At 36.3% G+C, this 22649-nt stretch carries 22 protein-coding genes; 15 read left to right on the forward strand and 7 right to left on the reverse strand.

Annotated features, from left to right (window positions below; translation table 11 throughout):
• Positions 1-260 precede the first annotated feature (260 nt).
• From ACQKNX_RS01915 to ACQKNX_RS01940, 6 genes are all read left to right on the forward strand, one after another.
• Positions 261-818, forward strand: coding sequence for a histidine phosphatase family protein (locus tag ACQKNX_RS01915; protein WP_427427314.1), 558 nt, complete (start codon positions 261-263; stop codon positions 816-818).
• A 131-nt stretch (positions 819-949) separates the two neighbouring features.
• Positions 950-1195, forward strand: coding sequence for a cold-shock protein (locus ACQKNX_RS01920; RefSeq protein ID WP_427427315.1), 246 nt, complete (start codon positions 950-952; stop codon positions 1193-1195).
• A gap of 1025 nt (positions 1196-2220) precedes the next feature.
• Entirely contained in the window at positions 2221-3708 is a 1488-nt protein-coding gene (locus tag ACQKNX_RS01925; RefSeq protein ID WP_427427316.1) for a malate:quinone oxidoreductase, read from the forward strand.
• Between the two features lie 268 nt (positions 3709-3976).
• Entirely contained in the window at positions 3977-4198 is a 222-nt protein-coding gene (locus tag ACQKNX_RS01930; protein ID WP_340825109.1) for a DUF2829 domain-containing protein, read from the forward strand.
• Positions 4199-4351: 153 nt separating this feature from the next.
• Positions 4352-5107, forward strand: a complete 756-nt coding sequence (locus ACQKNX_RS01935) for a 3-oxoacyl-ACP reductase (protein WP_427427317.1) — start codon at positions 4352-4354, stop codon at positions 5105-5107.
• A 152-nt stretch (positions 5108-5259) separates the two neighbouring features.
• On the forward strand, positions 5260-5769 hold the full coding sequence (locus ACQKNX_RS01940; RefSeq protein ID WP_427427318.1) for a QueT transporter family protein: 510 nt from the start codon (positions 5260-5262) through the stop codon (positions 5767-5769).
• A 157-nt stretch (positions 5770-5926) separates the two neighbouring features.
• Here ACQKNX_RS01940 and ACQKNX_RS01945 read toward each other — a convergent pair whose 3' ends face one another.
• A complete protein-coding gene (locus ACQKNX_RS01945; protein ID WP_427427319.1) occupies positions 5927-6460 on the reverse strand; it encodes an ECF transporter S component in 534 nt (177 codons plus the stop codon).
• 587 nt (positions 6461-7047) lie between these two features.
• On the opposite strand from ACQKNX_RS01945, the gene ACQKNX_RS01950 reads away from it, so the two are divergent.
• The 4 genes from ACQKNX_RS01950 to ACQKNX_RS01965 all read left to right on the forward strand — a co-directional run bounded on the left by ACQKNX_RS01950 (position 7048) and on the right by ACQKNX_RS01965 (position 10993).
• The gene (locus tag ACQKNX_RS01950) at positions 7048-7269 is read left to right on the forward strand and encodes a transcriptional regulator SplA domain-containing protein (protein WP_427427320.1); all 222 of its coding nucleotides are present in this window, start codon (positions 7048-7050) and stop codon (positions 7267-7269) included.
• A gap of 10 nt (positions 7270-7279) precedes the next feature.
• Entirely contained in the window at positions 7280-8308 is a 1029-nt protein-coding gene (gene splB / locus ACQKNX_RS01955) for a spore photoproduct lyase (protein WP_340825103.1), read from the forward strand.
• Positions 8309-8714: 406 nt separating this feature from the next.
• Complete coding sequence (locus ACQKNX_RS01960) at positions 8715-9653, forward strand: arginine deiminase family protein (RefSeq protein WP_427427321.1); 939 nt, start codon at positions 8715-8717, stop codon at positions 9651-9653.
• Positions 9654-9667: 14 nt separating this feature from the next.
• The gene (locus ACQKNX_RS01965) at positions 9668-10993 is read left to right on the forward strand and encodes an amino acid permease (protein WP_427427322.1); all 1326 of its coding nucleotides are present in this window, start codon (positions 9668-9670) and stop codon (positions 10991-10993) included.
• On the opposite strand, the gene ACQKNX_RS01970 is transcribed toward ACQKNX_RS01965, so the two are convergent.
• The gene (locus tag ACQKNX_RS01970) at positions 10990-11763 is read right to left on the reverse strand and encodes a YqcI/YcgG family protein (RefSeq protein WP_427427323.1); all 774 of its coding nucleotides are present in this window, start codon (positions 11761-11763) and stop codon (positions 10990-10992) included. The genes ACQKNX_RS01965 and ACQKNX_RS01970 overlap by 4 nt on opposite strands.
• A gap of 408 nt (positions 11764-12171) precedes the next feature.
• On the opposite strand from ACQKNX_RS01970, the gene ACQKNX_RS01975 reads away from it, so the two are divergent.
• Complete coding sequence (locus ACQKNX_RS01975; RefSeq protein WP_427427324.1) at positions 12172-12903, forward strand: hypothetical protein; 732 nt, start codon at positions 12172-12174, stop codon at positions 12901-12903.
• Between the two features lie 310 nt (positions 12904-13213).
• Entirely contained in the window at positions 13214-13342 is a 129-nt protein-coding gene (locus ACQKNX_RS01980; RefSeq protein WP_427427325.1) for a hypothetical protein, read from the forward strand.
• Between the two features lie 70 nt (positions 13343-13412).
• Here ACQKNX_RS01980 and ACQKNX_RS01985 read toward each other — a convergent pair whose 3' ends face one another.
• The gene (locus tag ACQKNX_RS01985; protein ID WP_427427326.1) at positions 13413-13856 is read right to left on the reverse strand and encodes a MarR family winged helix-turn-helix transcriptional regulator; all 444 of its coding nucleotides are present in this window, start codon (positions 13854-13856) and stop codon (positions 13413-13415) included.
• Positions 13857-13974: 118 nt separating this feature from the next.
• Between ACQKNX_RS01985 and ACQKNX_RS01990 the strand changes: the two genes are divergently transcribed.
• Positions 13975-14562 (forward strand): NAD(P)H-dependent oxidoreductase, encoded by a 588-nt coding sequence (locus tag ACQKNX_RS01990; protein ID WP_427427327.1) that lies wholly within the window; start codon positions 13975-13977, stop codon positions 14560-14562.
• 32 nt (positions 14563-14594) lie between these two features.
• Here the strand turns inward: ACQKNX_RS01990 and ACQKNX_RS01995 are convergent, their stop codons facing one another.
• From ACQKNX_RS01995 to ACQKNX_RS02005, 3 genes are read right to left on the reverse strand one after another with little or no spacing between them, the layout of a single operon-like run.
• A complete protein-coding gene (locus ACQKNX_RS01995) occupies positions 14595-15677 on the reverse strand; it encodes a HAMP domain-containing sensor histidine kinase (RefSeq protein WP_427427328.1) in 1083 nt (360 codons plus the stop codon).
• Positions 15674-16351, reverse strand: coding sequence for a response regulator transcription factor (locus tag ACQKNX_RS02000; protein WP_427427329.1), 678 nt, complete (start codon positions 16349-16351; stop codon positions 15674-15676). Before ACQKNX_RS02000 ends, ACQKNX_RS01995 begins: the two co-directional genes overlap by 4 nt.
• 20 nt (positions 16352-16371) lie before the next feature.
• Positions 16372-18123 (reverse strand): ABC transporter ATP-binding protein, encoded by a 1752-nt coding sequence (locus ACQKNX_RS02005; protein ID WP_427427330.1) that lies wholly within the window; start codon positions 18121-18123, stop codon positions 16372-16374.
• Between the two features lie 329 nt (positions 18124-18452).
• Between ACQKNX_RS02005 and ACQKNX_RS02010 the strand changes: the two genes are divergently transcribed.
• On the forward strand, positions 18453-19706 hold the full coding sequence (locus tag ACQKNX_RS02010; RefSeq protein ID WP_427427331.1) for an MFS transporter: 1254 nt from the start codon (positions 18453-18455) through the stop codon (positions 19704-19706).
• Positions 19707-19868: 162 nt separating this feature from the next.
• Positions 19869-20645, forward strand: coding sequence for a MerR family transcriptional regulator (locus ACQKNX_RS02015; RefSeq protein WP_427427332.1), 777 nt, complete (start codon positions 19869-19871; stop codon positions 20643-20645).
• A 108-nt stretch (positions 20646-20753) separates the two neighbouring features.
• Here ACQKNX_RS02015 and ACQKNX_RS02020 read toward each other — a convergent pair whose 3' ends face one another.
• Positions 20754-22622 carry a multicopper oxidase family protein gene (locus tag ACQKNX_RS02020; protein ID WP_427427333.1) on the reverse strand — a complete coding sequence of 623 codons (1869 nt, stop codon included), beginning with the start codon at positions 22620-22622 and terminating at the stop codon, positions 20754-20756.
• Positions 22623-22649 lie beyond the last annotated feature (27 nt).

Genomic DNA, 22649 nt, shown 5'->3' on the forward strand with positions numbered 1-22649 from the left:
ATGTATGCACTGCAATAAGAAAGCACCATGAACATCAGAGTCTTAGTGTAATTGTTCGTTTAAGCAACTCGATTTGTGTTTACAGGATTTAAAATCGTGATAAGGTTTTTATAAAAATAAGCAGACAGCTCCCTATATAATGTAGGGGGCTTTTGGTTTTGGAGTAAGTTCACGTGTTATGCGCATCATCATTTTATGCACAATGTAAGTCATACATTAACAGTAAATCTTTAAGGTAGGATAAGGGGGCAAAGAAAGATATGGAACAGTCAATTCTTGATTTACTGCGAGCTGGTGGCTTCATTTTATATGTTAGACATGGGGAAGCAATAGTCGGTGAAGATCAGCCATATTTTAATTTTCAATATTGCTATACCCAACGTAATTTGTCTGACTACGGTCGGAGAGAAGCTGTTTACTATGGACAAATGCTTCGTTATTGGCAAATCCCGATTAATTCACCTATTATTGCAAGCCCATTGTGTAGAACAATTGAGACAGCGCAGTTAGCATTTCCAACAATGTATATTCAAATCGACCCTTTTTGGTTTGAAATTAATAAACTAGGAGGGGACATATCAGCTAGAGAACAACAGCAAATTCTAAAAAATGTCCAATCTCAATTAGAAAAGACACCGCCTTTTGGGACAAATCAAGTGATTATAGCGCATAGTTTTCCAAATGGGATAGGTTTAGGCAAAATTCCTAATATGGGAACGGTCATTGTGAAGCCTAAAGGTGAAGGTAACGGTTATGAAATTGTAAAACAGCTACCATTAACCGATTTAGCGACTTTAGGGAATTCTCTTTATAAATAGGTGGTGAAATTTATGTGTATTCAAAGCTCTTATTTCCATCCCTCTAATGAGCTTTCCGATTTTTGAAAAAATGTTTTACTAGCTCATTATTTATTGTAGAATAGAAAATTTATAAATAGGTGGTTGATAATATGAAACGAGAGGGAATTGTTAAATGGTATAAAGAAGAAAAGGGCTATGGTCGTATTATGCTAAACGGTGAGGATGGGAATTACGTTTTTGTCCATTTTAGCTCCATTTTACCGAATAATGAAAAATTTCCAGATGGCTATAGATTTCTTAAACAAGGTCAAAAAGTGTCCTTTGATTTAATTGAGCAGCCACATTCTACTGATCAAAAGCAAGTTGCAGAAAATGTTGAAATCCTATCAGACTAATGAAATAAAATTAGTAAAACAAACTGTTGCCTTTTTGCTATAAGTTTTGTATCTGTATTACATTGTGTTAACTAAATTATATTGGCCTGAAAAATTCGCTTCAAAACATTATTTCTGAAATTAAAAGGGTAGTTCACCTAATATCTTGGTGAGCTACCTTTTCGTAATTATAAGCACATCTGGTAACAAAAAAGATGATAGGTTGATTTAAGTAGAATTTTTTAGGGAATATACGTCTAAGAAAGAAACTGCTCTTATTTTCTGAAAAATAAAATATTCTAATAATTTCAATTGTTGTATGTTAAAATTTATTTGGTACAGATGGTGTTATATAACAACATGAAGATAAATCAAATAGTTTTAATGTACAAAAAATCGCTTATAAAAAAGGAGGGAAAATATTAAATCGAAGCTTTAACTCTTGATAGATTTGATGAAAGCGTATACAGTAGCTAAGGAGGAAGGTGACTGAAAACCTTTTGATCTGTAAGAATTAATTAAACGGAATTGTTTTGGTTAAAAATTATGTGCCTTTGCGTACTATACATACTTTACCGTATGAAACATTCTGCCGAAAAAGTGAAAATTAGTTTAAAGGTACCTTGTGAATGTTAGTGAATCATGTAAAATAGAGTCGATTACGGGCTATTAGACTAAAAGTTCTAGGGCTTTTTAAATAAGCGATGGATAAATTATTTTAGTAGTAGCATACTAAAATTTATTCAGTTGAGTTTATTTTAAACGCAATGCTCTTAGCAGAGTTGGTATATGTAATGGCAAACCACAGCAATACCCTGGCAATGGGGGCAAAGCCTTGGTTTTAGTATATACAAATGACTTTATGGACTGACTTCGCATTTTTTACTACTTTTTGATTAGTTTATTACTATAATATTGTAGTAGATATTTTATTCTTTAATTAGTTGTGATAGACTATTGTAAGTTTATAGTTGATACAGAAAAGGTGTGTGACTAGTTGACACCTACATCATTTCTGCAAATCTTAAAATATAAGGATGGTAAAAATGAGTAACAGAGTAACTAAATCAGACGTCATCTTAATTGGTGCCGGAATTATGAGTGCGACTTTGGGGACGATGCTCAAAGAATTAGCACCGGACTGGAATATTACTGTGTTTGAAAAACTTTCAAACGCCGGTGAGGAAAGCTCTAATGAATGGAATAATGCAGGAACAGGGCACGCAGCACTGTGCGAGCTTAACTACACTTCTGAAAAACCAGACGGTACTATCGATATTAGCAAAGCAATTAATGTTAATGAACAGTTCCAGGTTTCGATGCAGTTTTGGTCTTATCTTGTAAAAAACAAGCTTATCCAAAATCCGCAAGACTTTATTATGCCTTTACCACATATGAGTATGGTAAGAGGCGAAAAAAATGTTGAGTATTTGAAAAAACGTTATGAAACAATGTCAAATAATCCTCTTTTCAAAGGTATGGAATTTTCTGATGACCCAGAAAAACTAATGGAATGGATTCCTCTTATTATGCAAGACCGTCCAGCAAATGAGGCCATTGCTGCAACAAAAATTGATACTGGTACAGACGTAAACTTCGGTGCTCTAACACGTATTTTATTTGACCACCTAAAACAAAAAGATGTAGATATCAACTACAACCATAGTGTCGAAAGTATTAAACGTACGAAAGACGGTTTATGGGAATTAAAAGTGCATGACAAAGATGGTTGTAAAATGGAGTACCATACAGCAAAATTCGTCTTCCTTGGTGCTGGCGGAGGAAGCTTAGAGTTACTACAAAAAACAGGCATTCCTGAAGGAAAACACATTGGTGGATTCCCTATCAGTGGATTATTTATGGTATGTAAAAATCAAGAAATTGTTGAACAACATCATGCTAAAGTATACGGTAAAGCTGCGGTTGGTGCGCCACCAATGTCTGTTCCACATTTAGACACTCGCTTTATCGATAACAAAAAATCATTATTATTTGGACCATTCGCTGGTTTCTCACCAAAGTTCTTGAAAACAGGTTCAAACATGGATTTAATTGCTTCTGTAAAACCGCATAATATTACTACTTTATTAGCGGCAGGAGTTAAAGAAATGTCATTAACAAAATACCTAATCCAACAACTTCTATTATCAAAAGATCAACGTATGGAAGAGTTACGTGAGTTTATCCCAACTGCTAAGAGTGAGGATTGGGATATTGTAGTTGCTGGTCAACGTGTACAAGTTATTAAAGATACTGAAGCAGGCGGTAAAGGAACACTGCAATTTGGTACTGAGGTAGTAAGTGCTGCTGACGGTTCAATCGCTGCATTATTAGGTGCATCACCAGGTGCGTCTACTGCCGTTCACGTTATGCTGGAAGTTATCAAAAAATGCTTCCCACAACAAGCAAACGAGTGGGAGCCGAAATTAAAAGAAATGATCCCTTCTTACGGTATCTCATTACTACAAAACCCTGAGCTTCTTGAAGAAGTCCATGCTTCAACAGCGCAGGCACTTCGTCTAAACGAAAACTAGTCATTAAAAAATATGAACCTTTGATCCATTTTGGATTGAAGGTTCTTTTTTCGTTAGAAAGATCTAGCATTGTGAATTAAAATGGGGTTAGCACCCTTGGTTTTTGTGACAATTTTATTTTATATAGCAAGAGACTCACATTAAAGGCAAAAAAAGTAGTTAGAATGAAAAGTATAAATGAACTAGCTATAGTTGTAAACAAAATAATTATCCAGTATACTTTTTTGGAAGGAAAGTTTGAAAAGATTGTGAAAAAGGATGAGTATATATGACATTTGAAGAAGTATTACCGCGTTTAAAAGCAGGCGAGAAAGTAATCCGTGAAGGATGGGGCGGTGCTGAATTATATGTGAAGCTTGTTGGACAAAGCGAGCATGACGGAGTAAATTTAAATCCCTATTTTTTAATCAATGTACGCGGTGAGGGCTATACGATGTTCACACCAACTGTCTGTGACTTATTAGCGGAAGATTGGAAAATCGTAAACTAAATGACCGTTGTTTAAGATGAAAATAGTATGCTAGGTGTTACTTAGTATGCTATTTTTTTGATGTCAAAGTAACCTTCTAATAGAACAAAGGATAAGCATAGTAACAGGATTTTTTACTATTAGTAGATTGCTTTTTTATAGAGGAGAGATGTTATGAAGTTTGAAGAATATATTGGCAAGACAGTTTTTATAACGGGTGCTGCCTCAGGTATTGGGCAAGCGCAAGCCGTTGCATTTTTAGAAAATGGGGCCAATGTTTTCGGTTTCGATATAGATGAGCAGGGGTTATTGAATTTACAAAAGCAATACCCAGAACGCTTTGCTTTTATGGTAGGTGGTGTAGATCGGAAAAGTGATGTAGAGCAAGCATTTGAAAAAGTACTGGCGATGTTTAAAGAAGTGGATATTTTACTAAATACTGCTGGCGTTTTAGATGGTTTTGCAAAAACGCTTGATACTGATGAGGCACTTTGGGACAAAATTATGAATACGAATGTAAAAGGAACTTTTTTTGTAACGAATACGATATTACCTCATATGTTAAAACGCAAAGCTGGTATCATTGTTAATATGGCGTCTATTGCAGGGCTAATTGCAGGTGGCGGTGGTGCGGCATATACAGCATCTAAACATGCAATTGTTGGCTATACGAAACAATTAGATTTAGACTATTGCCGTGAGGGAATACGTGCCAATGCCATTGCGCCAGGTGCTATTCAAACTCCGATGACCAAAGCTGATTTTGAAGGCGATGGTGCAATGGCAAAATGGGTTGCCGATGAAACACCTGCAGGTCGTTGGGCACAACCAAGTGAAGTTGCGAATTTAACGCTTTTTTTGGCAAGTCATTCAGCTGATTATATGCACGGAGCTGTTATCCCGATTGATGGTGGATGGATAGCGAAATAGAGTTGTTCAATGTATCATTCTTCTGCTATAATACGCAAGTAAGCAAAAAATAGCTTACACTACGGCACTTCAGTTAGGGCATCATGCTCTCTTCCTTTGGTCGTAGTTAGTACTAAAATAGCAGATTGCTATTTTACAAAGGAGAATGTAAATTGAATACATCTATTGTTAAAGATTCATCGCGAACTTCTGTAAGGGAACTTACAAAGGTAGCACTGGTCGCAGCCTTGTATGTGGCTGTCACTGTAGTATTGTCAGTTATTAGTTTTGGAGCTGTCCAATTACGTCTATCAGAGATGTTCAACTATTTGGCACTGTACAATAAAAGGTATGTAGTAGCAGTAACACTAGGCGTAATATTAGCGAATTTTATGTCACCGACTTGGATTCTCGATGTACCTATCGGTGGTATAGCAACATTTCTAGTATTAATTCTTTGTCGATCAGTAACGAAAAATATTAAGAGTGATAGTCGGAAAATGGTCATCACAGCATTGATTTTTGCACTATCGATGTTTACCGTTGCAGGTCAGTTAACCATTCTATATGATTTGCCGTTTTGGGCGACTTGGTTTACGGTTGGGGTCGGAGAGTTATTATCAATGACTGTCGGCGGAGTGACGATTCACTTATTAAATAAAAAAATAGATCTATCAAAATAAAAAAACACAGTCGCGAAAGCGACTGTGTTTTTTTCGTGATGCGATAGTAATCGCCGATAGGATAGTAGAAACTGCCGATAGGAGCCCGCGAATAGCCGATAAGACTGAAGAAACCGCCGATAGAACAGAGCGAATAGCCGGTAACTACGGTAACGATTTATTTAAAAATCGGTGTTTTTTTCAATAAAACACAAACTGGTATGGCTACAATCATCCCGAGAATATTTTGAACTAAATCTCCAGGGATAGATGTTAATGGTGCAATCCAGTTAGCATATAAAATAGCTTCACCAACGTAATAAACAGCGATCATGAATGGAACTGAAATAATCATTGCAAAAAGATTGAAGGGAATGCTGTTTCCTTTACGTCCGTTCGACCAAGCGATTTTTCCTACGATATAGCCTTGTAAGCCACGAGCAACAAATGTAATAGGTGCCCACAACATCCAACCGGAAACGACGTCGAATAAACCCATGCCAATTGCACCAGCAATGGCTCCTTTTTTAGAACCAAAAAGAATAGATGCTGTAAAAAGCATGCCTGTTCCAAGATGTACTAATCCACCATTGGCTTTAATCGGTAGTTTAATATTTAAAGTGAGTGTTGCCACGAAGACAAGTGCAATTAACATTGCCGATAGAATAAGATCAAAAGTTCGTGAATGTGAATAGCTTATTGTTTTTTGCATAGTTGAAAACCTTCCTTATTTTGCTTTATAGATATCAAAGTATAGTTGCGCAAAACCTTACTTTGTAAATCAATGTTGCATGCTAGGATAACCTTAGCAAAGGCTTGGCCTATTTAAAAGTATCAATTTTGCAAAAAAAATAGTGGTCAGTTTTTATGAAAATTCAAATAATAATTGTTGACATGGAGTAAACTCCATCTTTTAAAGTGAAAGGACAAAAAGAATGGGGTGATCCAATGATTATTATTACGTATGTATTAATTGAGACATATGCACTATTAACAGGACTTGCAGCTTTGCTGCAGTGGAAATAGAAAGGCTATCAACTGAGATCATTACTCTTTGTCATATCATCCACTAGTATTCTCTTAACAATATGGATTCCGTATAAACAATGGATACTTAATTTACTAATTCTTGAATTTATTAAGCTTCATCTATTAGCTATTATAGAAGGATTGTTAAACAAATTAGATAAAAATTCTTTTCGTTTTGTGGTGAGATTAGAACACAATCTAACAAAACTCTAACATAATTTCCGCCCTCTTAAGCCAAACTAATTGAAATGCTTTAGGAGGGTAACGTACATGCAAACTTATAATGCAGGGGATATTGTTTATATTTTTTATCGCAATCCGCATATTCAAGATGTAGCGAATATACAGGAGGCGGCAGTCGTGAATAATCCAGAAAATCCAAATGAATTAGCGCTCTTTCTATTTGAAACGTACTATCCGTTAACAAATGACTTTGTTATTTTTAGTAGTGAAATGGATGCTGAGCAAGCGTATAATCAGTATTTTCATTAGGAGGTAGAGGATGAGAAAACCATTTACACCTCAGTTGGTCTATTTTGAGCCTAATGCGCTCGATTATCCACTAGGGCAAGAGTTGAAAGAGAAATTTGAGAAGCTGGGTGTGGAAATCCGTTATACGACATCTCATAATCAGGTGCGGAATCTGCCAGGTGATAACGATTTGCAAAAGTATCGTATAGCCAAGTCAACGCTCGTCGTTGGTATACGAAAAACACTGAAATTTGATACATCTAAACCGTCAGCAGAATATGCCATTCCGTTTGCCACTGGATGTATGGGGCATTGTCATTATTGTTATTTGCAAACAACGATGGGCAGCAAGCCGTATATTCGCACATATGTGAATGTCGATGAAATTCTTGAGGCTGCAGATCACTATATGGCAGAAAGAGCTCCTGAAATAACCCGATTTGAAGCATCTTGTACTTCAGATATTGTAGGAATTGATCATTTAACACATACGTTAAAGAAAGCCATTGAGCATTTTGGACAAAGTGAACATGGGTTGTTGCGATTCGTAACAAAATTCCATTATGTCGATCATTTATTAGATGCCAAGCATAATGGTAGGACGAGGTTTCGTTTTAGTGTTAATGCGGATTATGTCATAAAGAACTTTGAACCCGGTACATCTCCTTTAGACTTGCGCATTGAAGCGGCTGGAAAAGTAGCAAGGGCGGGATATCCACTTGGCTTTATTGTCGCACCGATTTATCTTCATGAAGGTTGGGAGGAAGGCTATTATCATATGTTTGAGCGTCTTGATGCTGAATTACCACAAGATGTACGGGATGATATTACCTTTGAATTTATTCAGCACCGCTTTACAAAGCCAGCGAAAAGAGTCATTGAAAAAAATTATCCAATGACGAAATTAGAATTGGATGAAACAGCTAGAAGGTACAAGTGGGGCAAATATGGGATTGGCAAATATATTTATCAAAAAGAGGAAGAGGAAGACATTAAAGAACATCTTTACGGTTACATGAAGAAATTTTTCCCTAATGCTAAATTAGAATATTTTACGTAAAGACAAACCGAATATGATGTGCTGAGACTGAAGATAGAGATTAGATTAAGGCTTATCAATAAACGGTGATTATCGATCAGAGTGCCCGTGTTCTGCAGGCTTGGCTTCAGGCTCATCGTCACTGCTCGCTCAATCGCTTATCCCGCTAGAGAATGGCTAGGTGCACAATTATTCTAATTAGTAGGCGTTATTAGTTGATTGGAGCGGAGGGCGGCTAACGGGATGCCCACGGAAAGGGTCCGCACGTAGCGGAGATCAACTGCAGCAGTAGTTTATTTCTATGAGTTTGTCTAATCTCGACACACCATTGTTTATGGTGTGTTTTTTAAGTTAATGTTGCTTCGTATAATCTTAATGTTGATGGTAACGCTAACAGTGATAGTAAAGAAAAGGGGGAGATAACACCATGTATTCATTTCAACCAAGTTGTTGGTCAGAACATGGAGAGCTTACGGCTGTAATGCTTTGTGCACCTTCTATTTTAGATGTGCCGAATTTAAAAACAGCAGAAAATGTGCAATGGAGCGCACCTGTTTTACATGCACGCGCAATGGAGAATTTTATGGAGCTGAAGGGCACTTTACAGCATGCAGGCGTGCAAGTAATAGATTACTCAACGGAACTATTAGCAGAAGCACAGCAGCTAAGCGAACAACTTCTTAATCGTTATTTTGTGCGAGATCTTGCATGTGTATTTGGCAATCAAATGCTGCCAGGTGAAGCAGGTAGTTCTATTAGACGCCCTGAATATGGACATGCTCATGCATTACTTGAAAAGTGGTTTCCTAAAAACTTTCAGGCATCGAAGGAAACTGGCGATGTATTAGAATTTGGGGATGTGATGGTGCTGAATAAGGATGCAGTGCTGATCAATATTGGCGTTCGGACAACGAAACAGGGTGTGGAACGTGCAAAGCAAAGAATATTTGAAGCAGGATTTTCTGAAATTGGCATTATCGACTTGCCTAGGAGCTCAGACACACTCCACTTAGATATGAATTGTAATGTTGCGAACGAAGATGTTGTAATTGCGAAAAGCTTTATGCGATATTTTCCTGTATATGTTTTGACTGCAAGTACAACTCGCTTTGATATGACGGAACAATTTTTTAATCGACATGGTTTCGATGTCTACTGGCTAGAAAAATATAATACGATTCCTGATATCAATTTTTTAAATTTAAATCCTGAGACATTGTTAGTGAGTAAAAAAGCGACAAAACAGCAATTTAAAAACCATCCAAAATTACAAAAGAAAAATATAGTAGAAATTGAAGTGACCGAACTTGAAAAAGGCGGTGGTGGTATTCGCTGTATGACGTTACCGTTGGTGCGTAAATTGTAAGAGGAGTGATCGAAATGGAGTCAAAAACAAGCAAAGGCCAAATGTCTTGGTGGCAGTTGTCTCTATTAGGTGTAGGTTGTACATTAGGGACAGGTTTTTTTCTAGGTACAAGCATGGCAATTGCTAAAAGCGGGCCTGCTGTTTTAATTCCATTTTTATTAGCAGCCATTGGAACGTACCTTGTCTATGATGCACTTGTGAAAATGTCTGTTGCCAATCCAGATAAAGGATCTTTCCGTACTTATGCTAAACAAGCATTTGGCAATTGGGCTGGCTTTAGTAATGGATGGGTATATTTGATTTCGGAAATATTGATAATGGGTAGTCAATTAATGGCATTGGGGATTTTTACCCAGTTTTGGTTTCCTGCCTTACCGCTATGGATGACCGCATCTGGTTTCGGTGTACTTGGTTTGCTCATTATACTTACTGGAATGAAAGGCTTTGAAAAGTTTCAAAATATATTCGGGGCGATGAAGGCAGCTGCTGTCGTGATGTTTATCGTAGTGGCTGTTATCCTACTAATAAAAGGGATAAATAGTGAACCTAAGCAAGTAGATGCTTTAATAGCGAACTTTCAAGGCTTCTTTTCTGAAGGGATAAATGGGATATGGCTTGGTCTACTGTATGCATTTTTTGCTTTTGGCGGTATAGAAGTGATGGGCCTCTTAGTCATTGATTTAAAAGATCCACAGCAAGCACCGAAAGCTGGAAAAGTGATGATTATCATACTGACAACGATTTACGTAAGTGCCCTCGTATGTGCGCTTGCATTAGTGGGATGGGAAACATTCATAATAAATGAAAGCCCGTTCATTACAGCTCTTGCAGATTTTCACTTACCATATGTAGCAGATATAATAACAGGCATTTTAATTATTGCTGGATTTTCCACAATGGTTGCTTCTTTGTACGCAGTGGTAACGATTTTAACGGCTTTAGCAGAAGATCATGATGCGCCATCAATATTAGCGAAAAAAGGGAAAATGAAAGTGCCGTTACCTGCATTTCTTTTTCTAACAGTTAGTTTAACCGTCACCATTGTGATAGGCTTTCTTATTCCAGAAAAGATTTTTGAATATTTAATAACGGCAGCTGGGTTAATGTTAATCTATAATTGGCTTTTTATATTAGTGACGTATGCAAAGCTAATGACATTAACGAAGTGGCAACATGTAAAAAATGTTGTTGGGATGCTACTAATAGCTGTAACGGTTTCGGGTACATTAGGTGACAAAACAAGCAGACTCGGTTTTTACATAAGCCTGCTTTTCATCGTCATCATTGCTGTAGCGACATTTATTGTTATGAAAAAACGGAGCAATAATAGCTCCGCTTAATTATTTCTCTCTTTTGGAAAGGTTAATTGAAGATTTCCCTTTAAAAATGGACATGTTAAGGGACTATGCTCCTCATCGTCGCTTAAAAAATATTGTTTCCATTCATAATTGTCCTTTTGCCCATACCATTTTAAGTCTGGATGTCCTGGAATTGCGTCATACAGATCGATGCGCTTTCTTATTAGCCTTTTTAATTTTTGGCCAAGCTCAGTTGTATCATTAATGTCTTCAAACACCCAGCGTGGCTGAAAGGCTATAAGCAATGTTGAAAAATGTCGACTTTTTCGAAGTTGGTGGGCAGGTGTTGCACAAAATACAAAATAAGGCTCCCCATCAAAACAAAATTCCCATGTATGAACAGAAGGGTCGGAGGGAATTTCTCTAGGCCATTCTTTTTCATCAAATGTAGTAACGTTGTTTAGCAATGTCCAAAATAGGGCTCTATAATCCTCTACCTCATAATTTTCAAGCATATCCTTTGGCGTTTCGAAAAAAATAGCATGAGAAGTATATTTTCCAGCAGATCGTGCGCAGTATCCATATTCCTTTAAGCAAGTAGCTAACGCTTTCGCTGATTGTAGCTCTCGGGGATCTCCGATAAAGCTGAAGCGTAATTGATTCGATAAAAAACCTGTTCTAGCAGGAATACAGGGGAACGTATTTGCTTCATCTGCAATCATTAAAGAAAAGTCTTTAAAGGCGTTCTGTTGCCATAAAGGAAGGGATGGTAAATGTTGATCAAGCCAATTTTTTTCAAATACTACTCCCACATTAGTCACCTCCTTTATACATCATTAGACTATTAAAGGAGGGGCTAATCGGTGACGAATTATTAGGGATTATTTCTAACTAGTCGCCTTAGCACGGTATATTGCCATTTACATAAATGTGATAAATCCAAGCAAACTCTTTCCTGTACAAGCAGCATAACGATAAGACGTTGTGAAACAATGAACTTTAGTGCATGGGCAGGTGAATATTGGTGATATCTTTTTTAAAATTTAAAGTATGTAAACCAATTGTTGAATTACATTGTAAATAAACTGGTTTCTATATTTAAATAATATGAACAATTTCTGAATTATTTAATTATTATTTATTTTTAACTTTTGTTAATTTTAATGATTTGATAAGATAAAAGTAATAGATAACATAAAAATATACGGGAGGTCTGTACTATGAAGTTTCGTTCAATTCTTTTAATATCAGTAGTTATTCTTGGTCTTTCAGGGATTGGATTTGTTACTGATAATGCAAAAGCAGCATCATTAGATTCAAATCAAACGAGAGAACCAGCCCTTTCGGAGCATGAACTAAAGACAATAAAAGCTAACCAATTAAAAATGGGAAGCGATGAAAAAACAGCTGACCAATTGATTGAAAAGTATAAAAAAGGTGAATTGGCTGATGCAGATTTAATGAATTTAGAGGATGCTGTAAGGTCAAATACAACGGTTGAAGGTGACACTACTACAACAACTTATGAATTTCCTGATGGTTCTAGAGCCCAAATGCAAATTACTGAATTAAAGCTATTAGGAAGAATAACTCCATTTGGAAGTATTAGCGAAGGGCGGTGCCAAACAACAACAGTTGGAACAGAGTGTAAGTCAGTAAAGGTTAGTAATAGTACACCTTTTTATGGGATGTCCTATTATGTTAACTACTACCTAAATCGTTTTGGAAATGATTCTATTACTTGGGTTGGAAACTTCAATGTTTGGACAGTAACGGGTAGTTATGCTAATCCATCACTTCGAATACTTAAACCAGTAAATACTTCTTGGGACGATGAAGCTCGATTATCAGCACAGTTTAACATGATTTTTGAAATAGGCTCCTTTAATAGAAGTCTCTCTTTCTACGTGGGTAATAATAGAACTGGCTGGGGATGGAATTCGTATTATTAATGTTAAGTAAATTTATATACTAAAATCTTTTTTTAATGAAAGAGATGGTATATACATTTATCGTCAATAAAAAGGAAGGCTTTTCCTCTGTTAAATAGGTTGTCATTTTTAAAATCGTCAGCAATGGATTACAAGCCTTCCTACAATTAAATTAAGATTTATTAACGATTTCAGTATGATTAGTTATACTTTAATAATCACAAAGAGCACAAAGTAATTAACTGGGAATTAAAATTATTTTACGGAGAAATAGTTCATCGCTTCTTTATTCTTTGATATACAAAAGTTAAAAAAGGAGAGAATTTTAATAATGCCAAAAATACTTGTTGGAGATATATTTGCATTTTTTGCTACATTAGTTGCAATTTCGATTCCACTAACAATTATTGGTTTATTAATCTACATAGCTAAACTTATTAAAAATCTTGAAAAAAGGTGACCTCAAATCAGTTTGCATTTGAGGTCACACTTATATTCTAGCCCAACTAGTAACGGAAAGTTCATGCATATTAAAGCCTATCATCTAGTTTAAAAACCTTCTGCTGCAAAATATTTAAAGCGTGCTTTATTTCCTCTAAATCTTCATCAGAAACATCGTGAATGAGCTGTTGAAAGCGTGTTTCAATACAGGCAAACGCTTCATTCATCATTTGTTCGCCGTCCTCTGATAGACGTACAAAATATTTACGACGATCGTCTTTATCACTTATTTTTTCAATAAATTTTTTTTCTTGTAGTTTTTTTAGCTCGCGGCTTGTATTGGGTAGCGACATATGGTGACAATCACTAATTTCGGTAATCGTAACAGGTTGGCTTACTTTTAAATATTCTAAAATTTTATATTGAACAGGCGTAATCGCATCTGTAATGATGTTTTGTGTTAAATCATTTGTTACTTGATGGACGCTTGCTGTAAATGTAACAAATTGATTGAATAATGCATTCTTGTCCAAATATCTCACCTCTTATTGACAAGATAACAAATAACTTATCTTAAAACAACTATCATTTGACAACTAAATAAGTATTGCGTATTATTTACTTATCAAATGATAAGCAATGGAGGCCTTTATGAAAACATTAATTATTTATACGTATCCAAATCATCAAAGTTTGAATTATTCTTTTTTGCAGGAAGTTGTTAAAGGTTGCAATGAAAATCCGTACATAAATGAATTACAAGTGGTTGATTTATATGAAGAAAAATTTGATCCGATTTTACACTTTAATGAACATAGACGACGTCGTGATATGTATCGTGATCAAAAACTAGAGAAATATAGAGAACAAATAACTTGGGCAGATAAGATTGTTTTTGTTTATCCAATTTGGTGGGGAAGACCACCAGCAATGCTTTTAGGTTATATTGATCAATTATTTGCATCCAATTTTGCCTATAGAGATAAAAAGGGATTGTTTCCTGATGGTCTCTTAAAAGGGAAGTCAGTCGTTTGTGTTTCGACAATGAAAGGCCCTACTAAATATCCGCTATTATGGTTGAATAATGCTCACAAAGTATTGATGCGAAAAGCATTGTTTAATTTTGTTGGAATTAAGCAAGTGAAGTTTTTTGAATTTGGGAATATGGAAAGTAAAAAGGGAGGACAACAAAAAAAGTTAGCAAAAGTTTATCAGTATTTTAGACAAGTAGCGTATTAGAAGAAGCGCAAGAGCATAGGGGTGAACAACTTTCACATCCTATGCTCTTTCGCTGTAGCAACACTATCTATAGGGAGTGTTATCAAAAATTTTGTATGTTCAGCAAGTTTGCTTTGGACAGTAATAGTACCTTTATGCATATTAATAATTTTTTTTACAATGGATAATCCTAGTCCGCTACCTCCGTTTGCAGCGATTCTTGATTGATCTGCTTTATAAAAACGTTCAAAAATATGCTTTTGTTGCTCATCTGTTAAGCCGATGCCGTTATCACGAATGCTCACCATCACTGTGTCATTTTGGGCGGTCATCAAAATACGGATTTGGCCATTATTATGAGTAAATTTGATGCTGTTACTGAGTACATTCATCCACACTTGGTTCATTAAGTCCTCATCAGCCATAATCGTTATGTTTTGTAATTGAATATCAATATCAATCTGCTTTTCTAACCAATTAGGCTCAAGAGCTAAAACAACATTACGCAACTGTTTATCTAGTCGATAGTACTTCGGTTCAAATGGATGGTGCTGTGATTCTAATGACGTTAGCTTTAACAAATTATCACTGATTTTTGATAGACGATGACTTTCCATTTCGATAATGGCTAAATAGTGCTGACGTTTCTCTTCAGTTAAATCCATATTTTGTAATGCCTTTGCAAAACCATTAATTGATGTGAGAGGCGATTGAATTTCATGAGAAACATTTGAAATAAATTCTTGACGCATACGTTCTAATTCACCTAATTCAACAGCCATATGATTAATCCCACTAATTAGTTGGCCGAAATGATCATTTTCATCATCAGACATTTTATCTAACTGTACATTGAAATCTCCTTTAGCCATTCGTCCAATGGCATCAACAATCGTATCCCAATAATTGTGCTGTCTTTTTAAACCAATTAAAAAAATGCAGGCGGCAGTGCAAGCAAATAGTACAAATACACCAAGAACTGTAGTTAATTGTCGCCAAAAACCTTGAAGATGTATGTCCACCCGCTGAAATAGCCAGGAAGTTACGTGGAAGGAAATAAAGGCAAATAATATATTCGCGAACAGAAACATGATAAAAATCATCAGGAGCTTAAAGAAAAATTTCCAATATTTCATAGTGCTAATTCCAAACGATAGCCAAGTCCACGAATCGTACGGATTGAGAAACCACTTTTTTCTTCTGGGAATCGTTCACGCAACCTTTTAATATGCACATCTACGGTACGTTCATCGCCTTCATAGTCAAATCCCCAAATTTCTTCAATAAGCTGTTCACGGGAAAATGTCTTTCCCGCATAACTTGCTAATGTAAATAATAGGTCGAATTCTTTTAGACGTAACGTAGTGCTTTCACCGTCATACAATAGTTCATATGTATGGCGATTCATTTTAACATTTCCGATTTCAATCGTTTGAGAGAGCGCAATACGATACCGTTTTAAAATGGATTTAACGCGAACAATTAATTCGACAGGCTCAAATGGTTTGACTAAATAATCGTCTGTCCCTAGGTTAAATCCTTTTACCTTCTGTGCTGTTTCACCTTTAGCGGTTAGCATCAAAATCGGTAAATCACTGTTGAATGTCCGGATTTCCTTGCATAATTGCCAACCGTCCATTTTAGGCATCATAATGTCCATAATCACCATGTCGATTTTTTCTGTATCCAATTTGGACAGTGCATCTACACCGTCCAATGCTTCAATTACGTCAAAACCTTCATTTTGTAAAAATACTTTTACTAATTCTCTAATATGGTCATCATCATCCACAACTAATAGTTTTGTCATGCTAACAAATCCTTTCGTCTTTAATCTTTAATGCGCAATTGTTGTTTAGCAAACTCTCTATACATATCGTGTGTTTCAAATAATGTATCATGTGTCCCACAGCCTGTAATATGGCCTTTCTCTATAAATAATATTTGGTCGGCATCTACGACAGTAGAAAGACGGTGGGCGATTACGAGTGTTGTTCGTCCTTGCATTAAATTATCCAGTGCTTTTTGTACGTAAATTTCTGAATTACTATCAAGGCTAGAAGTCGCTTCATCTAGCATTAAAATTTGAGGATTACGTAACAAGGCTCTGGCAATCGAAATTCGTTGTCGTTGTCCACCTGAAAGCTTTATTCCTCGTTCGCCGACCTCGGTGTTAAATTTATCTGGCAGTTCATTGATAAATTGATCGGCGTAGGCCATTTTTGCCACTCGTTCAAGTTCCTCGTCTGAAACATCTCTGGCAATGCCATAACAAATATTTTCACGAATCGTTCCTGATAGAAGGGCACTTTCTTGTGCGACATAGCCAATTTGATTTCTCCATGAATGAAGAGAAAATGTATCAATCGGTGTATCGCCAAGTGTAATCAAGCCATTTGTTGGTTGATAGTAGCGTTCTAGCAGCGCAAAAGTCGTCGTCTTTCCTCCGCCACTTGGCCCGACAATGGCTGTGACTTTACCTGGCTCAATTGTAAAGTTGATGTTTGATAAAATTGGTTCCTCTCCATAAGCAAAATCTACATTTTGGACATGGATTGGTTCATGTACTGCATCTAATTGTCGTCCTTCATAAATGTTTTCTTCTTCATGCTCAAGTAATGCACTGATACGTTCTGTTGCGCCCATAGCTTTTTGTAGCTGGGTAAAGAACATCGTTAATTGCGTCATCGGCATAATGATTTGAATTAAATATAAAATAAAGGCAACCATATCACCAGCTGTAAGTTCACCAGATGAAACACGAACACCGCCATAGCCAATGATTGCTACAAGCACGCTCATTAGTACGAATGAAATTAAAGGTGAAATAAGTGCATGGATTTTTGCTTCTTTCAGACCGAAATTAAATAGATTAGTAATGCCTTTTTTGCCACGTTCATATTCGATATTCTCAGCATTTGAAGCTTTTACTAAACGTGTTTCAGGTAAAACTTGATTGAGAATAGCGGTAAATTTAGCAGTTTCGTCTTGCATACCTTTTGAAATGACAAACATACGCTTTCCTAATAACATTAAAATAATCATCGCGAGAGGAACAGCAATGAGCATAACTAATGTCATTTTCCAATCTAAAAATAATAGAATGATTACAGAACCGACAATTGAAATAACACCTGTTAAACAATTTGCAAGATGTTCAGTTATTAGCTCTTTTACTACAGCTGTGTCATTTGTTACACGACTTAACGTCTCACCAGTATCGTTATCATCATAATAAGGGATTGGTAAATGGAGCAATTTGCGCCATAATTGATCTCTCAATTTTGCCACAACCTGATGACCAACGCGATTTAAAAAATAAATGGAAAGTCCGCTCGCGATGGCTTGCACTATAAAAGCAATTCCTAGTAAAATAATTTGCCAATAATTAAGAGATTGTAACGAAAAGCCATCTACTAATTTTTTTGTGAACAGTGGCACGATAAATCCTACGCCAGTGGTCGCTATACTCATACATAAAGCGATTATTAATAAAAGCATTGGTGGCTGCGCCTGTTTTACAAGCCCCACAAAGCGCCGCCAATTTTTTATTGGTACTTCTTTAGTTGTTGTATTATTCATTAATAATTATCCTCCTTGAATACGGTAAACAATAGAATCATTGTTTGTGTGACTTTACTATAGCATGCATTTATGAACTGAATATGAAATGAAAAGCTAATAAAAATCTGCTTTCATCACACCGTATTACTTTTCGTTAAGTGGCGCAATAAAAAATGAATTTAACAGCTATTTACTTGGCTTTACTCAGAATGGGTTTGTGTACACTAATGATAATATGACAAAAATATAGATTTTTTTAATTAATATGGATATTATTGTTATTGTAATTTGTGCATGTTATTTCTTTTTCTAATTAGTAGATTAACAGACAGGAAGGTGTCTCTCAGATGCAACCACAAGTTCATCGTAAAGGTTTTTCGAAAGACTTTAACTTAATGGTAGTGGGGCAAATTATATCGATTTTAGGCTCTGCACTATTACGTTTTGCTTTATCCCTTTATGTATTAGACATTACAGGGCGGGCTGATCTTTTTGCTATTTTGTTTGCCATATCAAATATCCCTTTTTTGTTGTCACCACTTGGTGGTGCGATTGCTGACAGATTTAATCGACGTAATTTAATGGTCATTTTTGATTTTATTAGTAGCGTAATCGTTTTTAGCTTTTTTTTATTGTTAGTTGGTGGTAATACATCAGTGCTAATAATTGGAATTGTAATGGTGCTGCTTGCAACGATTAGTGCTATGTATGCGCCTACGGTAATGGCGAGTATTCCAGTACTTGTTGAGGACAACAAATTGGAGCAGGCCAATGGCATTGTAAACGGTATTCAAGCATTGTCAAACGTAGCTGCCCCTGTTCTAGGAGGAGTACTTTACGGGGTAATTGGGTTAAAAATGCTGGTTGTGCTAAGCGCAATTTTATTTTTCTTATCGGCTCTTTTAGAAATGTTTATTAACATGCCATTTGTAAAAAGGGAGCAAAGTGAACATATACTTCCTACATTAGTTAAAGATATGAAAGTAGGGTTTATGTATGTAGTAAAGCAATCTTTTATTTTAAAATGTATGATATTAGCCGCATTACTAAATTTAATTTTGACGCCTGTGTTTGTTGTAGGGAGTCCGATTATTTTGCGAGTCACTATGCGAAGTAGTGATTCACTGTATGGTATTGGAATGGGGCTTATTGATTTTGCAACAATTCTAGGGGCACTGTCTATTGGAATCTTTGCGAAAAAAATGGGGATACACAATTTATATCGTTGGGTTTTCATTACCGCATTATTGGTCGTGCCGATGGCTATGTCTGTTATGCCCTTTGTCTTAGATATGGGATACTATCCATCTTTCATTCTATTTATTTTCAGCGCTGTGTTGATTGCGATGGTGATGACAATCATTTCAATTTTTGTCATCACCATTGTGCAAAAGAAAACGCCAAATGAAAATTTGGGCAAAGTCATGGCGATTATTATGGCTGTTTCACAATGCATGGCACCAATAGGGCAAATATTGTATGGTTTATTATTTGAAGCATTTAGTTTAAAAGTTTATGTTCCAATCCTCTTTATTTGTTGTGCGATGCTGCTAATGACAGTAGCAACGAAGAAAATATGGAGACATGATGAACTAGTTTAATAGTAAGTGCTGAATATCCATCACCTTCTAACAAGTGTTGTGCGTTATCGTACATTCATTTATTAGAAGGTCTTTTCCATATACTTGTCTAATTAATAGAAAAGTTACTTGACCATCAAGTAACTTGAAGGTTTATTATGGAAATTGAAAGGTGTGTCGCTGTTGCATAACTATATGACCATTCAGGAATTTTCTAATAGAACAGGAATTTCAAAAAGTACGTTGCGTTTTTATGAATCGAAAAATTTATTATTGCCAGTAGAACGGAAAGGAAATGGATATCGCGTATATGCAACGCATCAAATTGCAATAGTGAAGTTGATTACTACTTTGCGTATAGCAGACGTACCTATTAAGGACATACAACATTACTTACTAGAACCTGACGAAGTAGCTCGTCAAACAATGATGGATAATTGGATTCGTTCTTTAAAGAAAAAACGGGAGCTCATCGATGTTAGCTTAAGGTTTTTAGAAAGTGATTCCATTCGAGAGGAGATCTATCTAATCGATAAAAACGAAGAAAAAATAATTTGGTTCATTGAGCAATCCACAATGGGGAAGTTTGGAGAGCATTTTGCGAAAAGAGCCAATGAATTAAAGCAAAATAATATTCAAATTAACAGCTATTATGTAAATTATTTATCAGGACAAGATTTGATAAAAGTACAAATCGGTTTTGGTGTAACACAACATTCTAATATAAATGGATTAACGGACGTTGATTTTATCGAGCATATGCCTGCTTGTATCTGTCTAGCACTACCATTCAAAGAGCATTTGACGGAAATAAAAGAGGGGTATCAAAAATTACTACAATATGCCATCGAACATAGTTGGGTGCCAACCCGATCAATTCTCGAGTGGTATCGAGGGGAAGATTATACGCAATTAGATTTATTATTGCCTGTCATTCAATTGGAGAGGAGTGAGCAATGAGGAGTGAGATAGCTAATCCTATGTATTTTACAAACCGAGGTATTCGAGAGTGTGAACGTCAAATACCTCGGTTTTCTATTTGGCAATATACAGGCAAGATGCAGATTACTACGAGCGTCTTCTCCGCCAGCTACTTGCCCTATTCGGTTGAGTTTGGCTTCTTTCTGAAGGATAAATTGGTCGAGGTACAAACTGTGAGACATTCTGTGTATGAGTAGCATTATGTGGCAATGTATCCTTACTAACTAACAATACTTGCGTGTCAACTGCTATTGGTGCGTGCTGTGCTGGCCCAGTTGTCGGTGCAATGCTATGTGAACTATTCAATAAGGGGGCAGTGTTCTCATTATTATTTGGAATTGTTGTTACTGTGGCACTATGGTTTGCTGGAGTATGCTCTATTTCGACATGTGGCTCCGATACGGGATGAACATCTTTCATCACTAAAATTGGTCGCATCATATCATGATCCTCGTGCTCAAGAAAATGGCAATGCCACATGTAATTTCCGATATGGTCTTTCCAATGCATAATAATCTTTGTAACTTTCCCTGCATCAGCTTTTACAGTATCTTTCCAGCCTCTCTCAAAGTCACGTGGTTCTTCAGCTGGACCAGTAAATTCCATCCTTCCTTCATTTTGATAGAGCTCCACATCGAATGGCCGTCGTTCAAGTATTTTAAATTGGATTAAATGTAGATGAATAGGGTGTATAAATGGAGTGGCATTAATGAAATTCCAGACTTCTATACTATTAAGAGCCGGCTTTTCAGTTGCGGGATCATGGTACATACGGTCATTTAATAATAGCATTGGTCTTCCAAAATCATCTGTCGATGCACTTAATGGTAAGTTGCGTTCGATATGTGCATGATGCGAATGTAAATCCATTGAAACGGCGAGTCTTTCAGGAATTTCGCTCGTATCTTCACAGCGCAGTGGGCAATTCACTTTAAATTGCATAATTACGCTCGTATGCTCGTTAATAAAATCTGTATCCCCATTAATTAATGTTATTTCCTGACCTTCACACTTTGAAAAGTCAATGATGACATCCGTTCTTTCAGCAGGCAATAATTCCACAGAGTGAATTTCGTTAGGGGTTGTTAAAAAACCACCATCTGTTCCAAGCTGGATCATAGGCTGCTCATTAGAAAGGCTAATGATATAGCCTCTTCTATTCGAGCCATTTAGAAAACGGAAACGATATTTGCGAGGCTCAACATTTAAATAAGGCCATACTTTACCGTTCACAACAATTGTATTTCCCACAAAGCCTGGTGTAATCGATGGATGAACTGGCACGGGGAAAGGTGGTTCATTAGGATAGAAGAGAGAACCGTCTTCATTAAAGGATCTATCCGCAATTAATATTGGATATTCATAATCACCGCACGGTAAGTTAGAGCGCTCCTCAATTGTATCTCGAAGCAAGTAGAAACCAGCAAGACCTGCATAAACATTTAAGCGCGTTAATGCCATTGCGTGGTCATGATACCACAACGTTGTACCTGGCTGATGATTCGTATATTCATGGATTTCTTTATTGAATTTGGGACCAGTATACATAAAGTCTCTTGTATACCAAGCCTCAGGATGGCCATCACTTTCCCAATCAACGTTGGCTCCGTGAAGATGTGTTACCGTTCTAACCTCTTGTGAATCATTGGCTGCATGGAGAGTAAAATCTACAGGTAAAAAATGCTTTAAAGGTAATTGATTTTTGTATTTGACATAAATCGTTTTGTCTTTTGAGGCCTCAATGGTTGGTCCTGGGTAAAGTCCGTTATATCCCCAAATAGTGGATTTCGGAAAGTTTTTATGAAAACAATGTTCCGCTTCCATCATCTGCAACTCATAATATTCTTTCTTCGGCTGGCCGCTACTGTATTTTGGTTTTGCAGTAACAGGCTTCGGTAGTTCATCTACAAATTTAGGAATTGTTGCTGGATCTGATGGATTAATATTTTTATTCACAACATCACGTCCCTCACGTTTTTACAA

This window comes from Lysinibacillus sp. NPDC093712 (assembly GCF_050280025.1).
Taxonomy (GTDB): Bacteria; Bacillota; Bacilli; order Bacillales_A; family Planococcaceae; genus Lysinibacillus.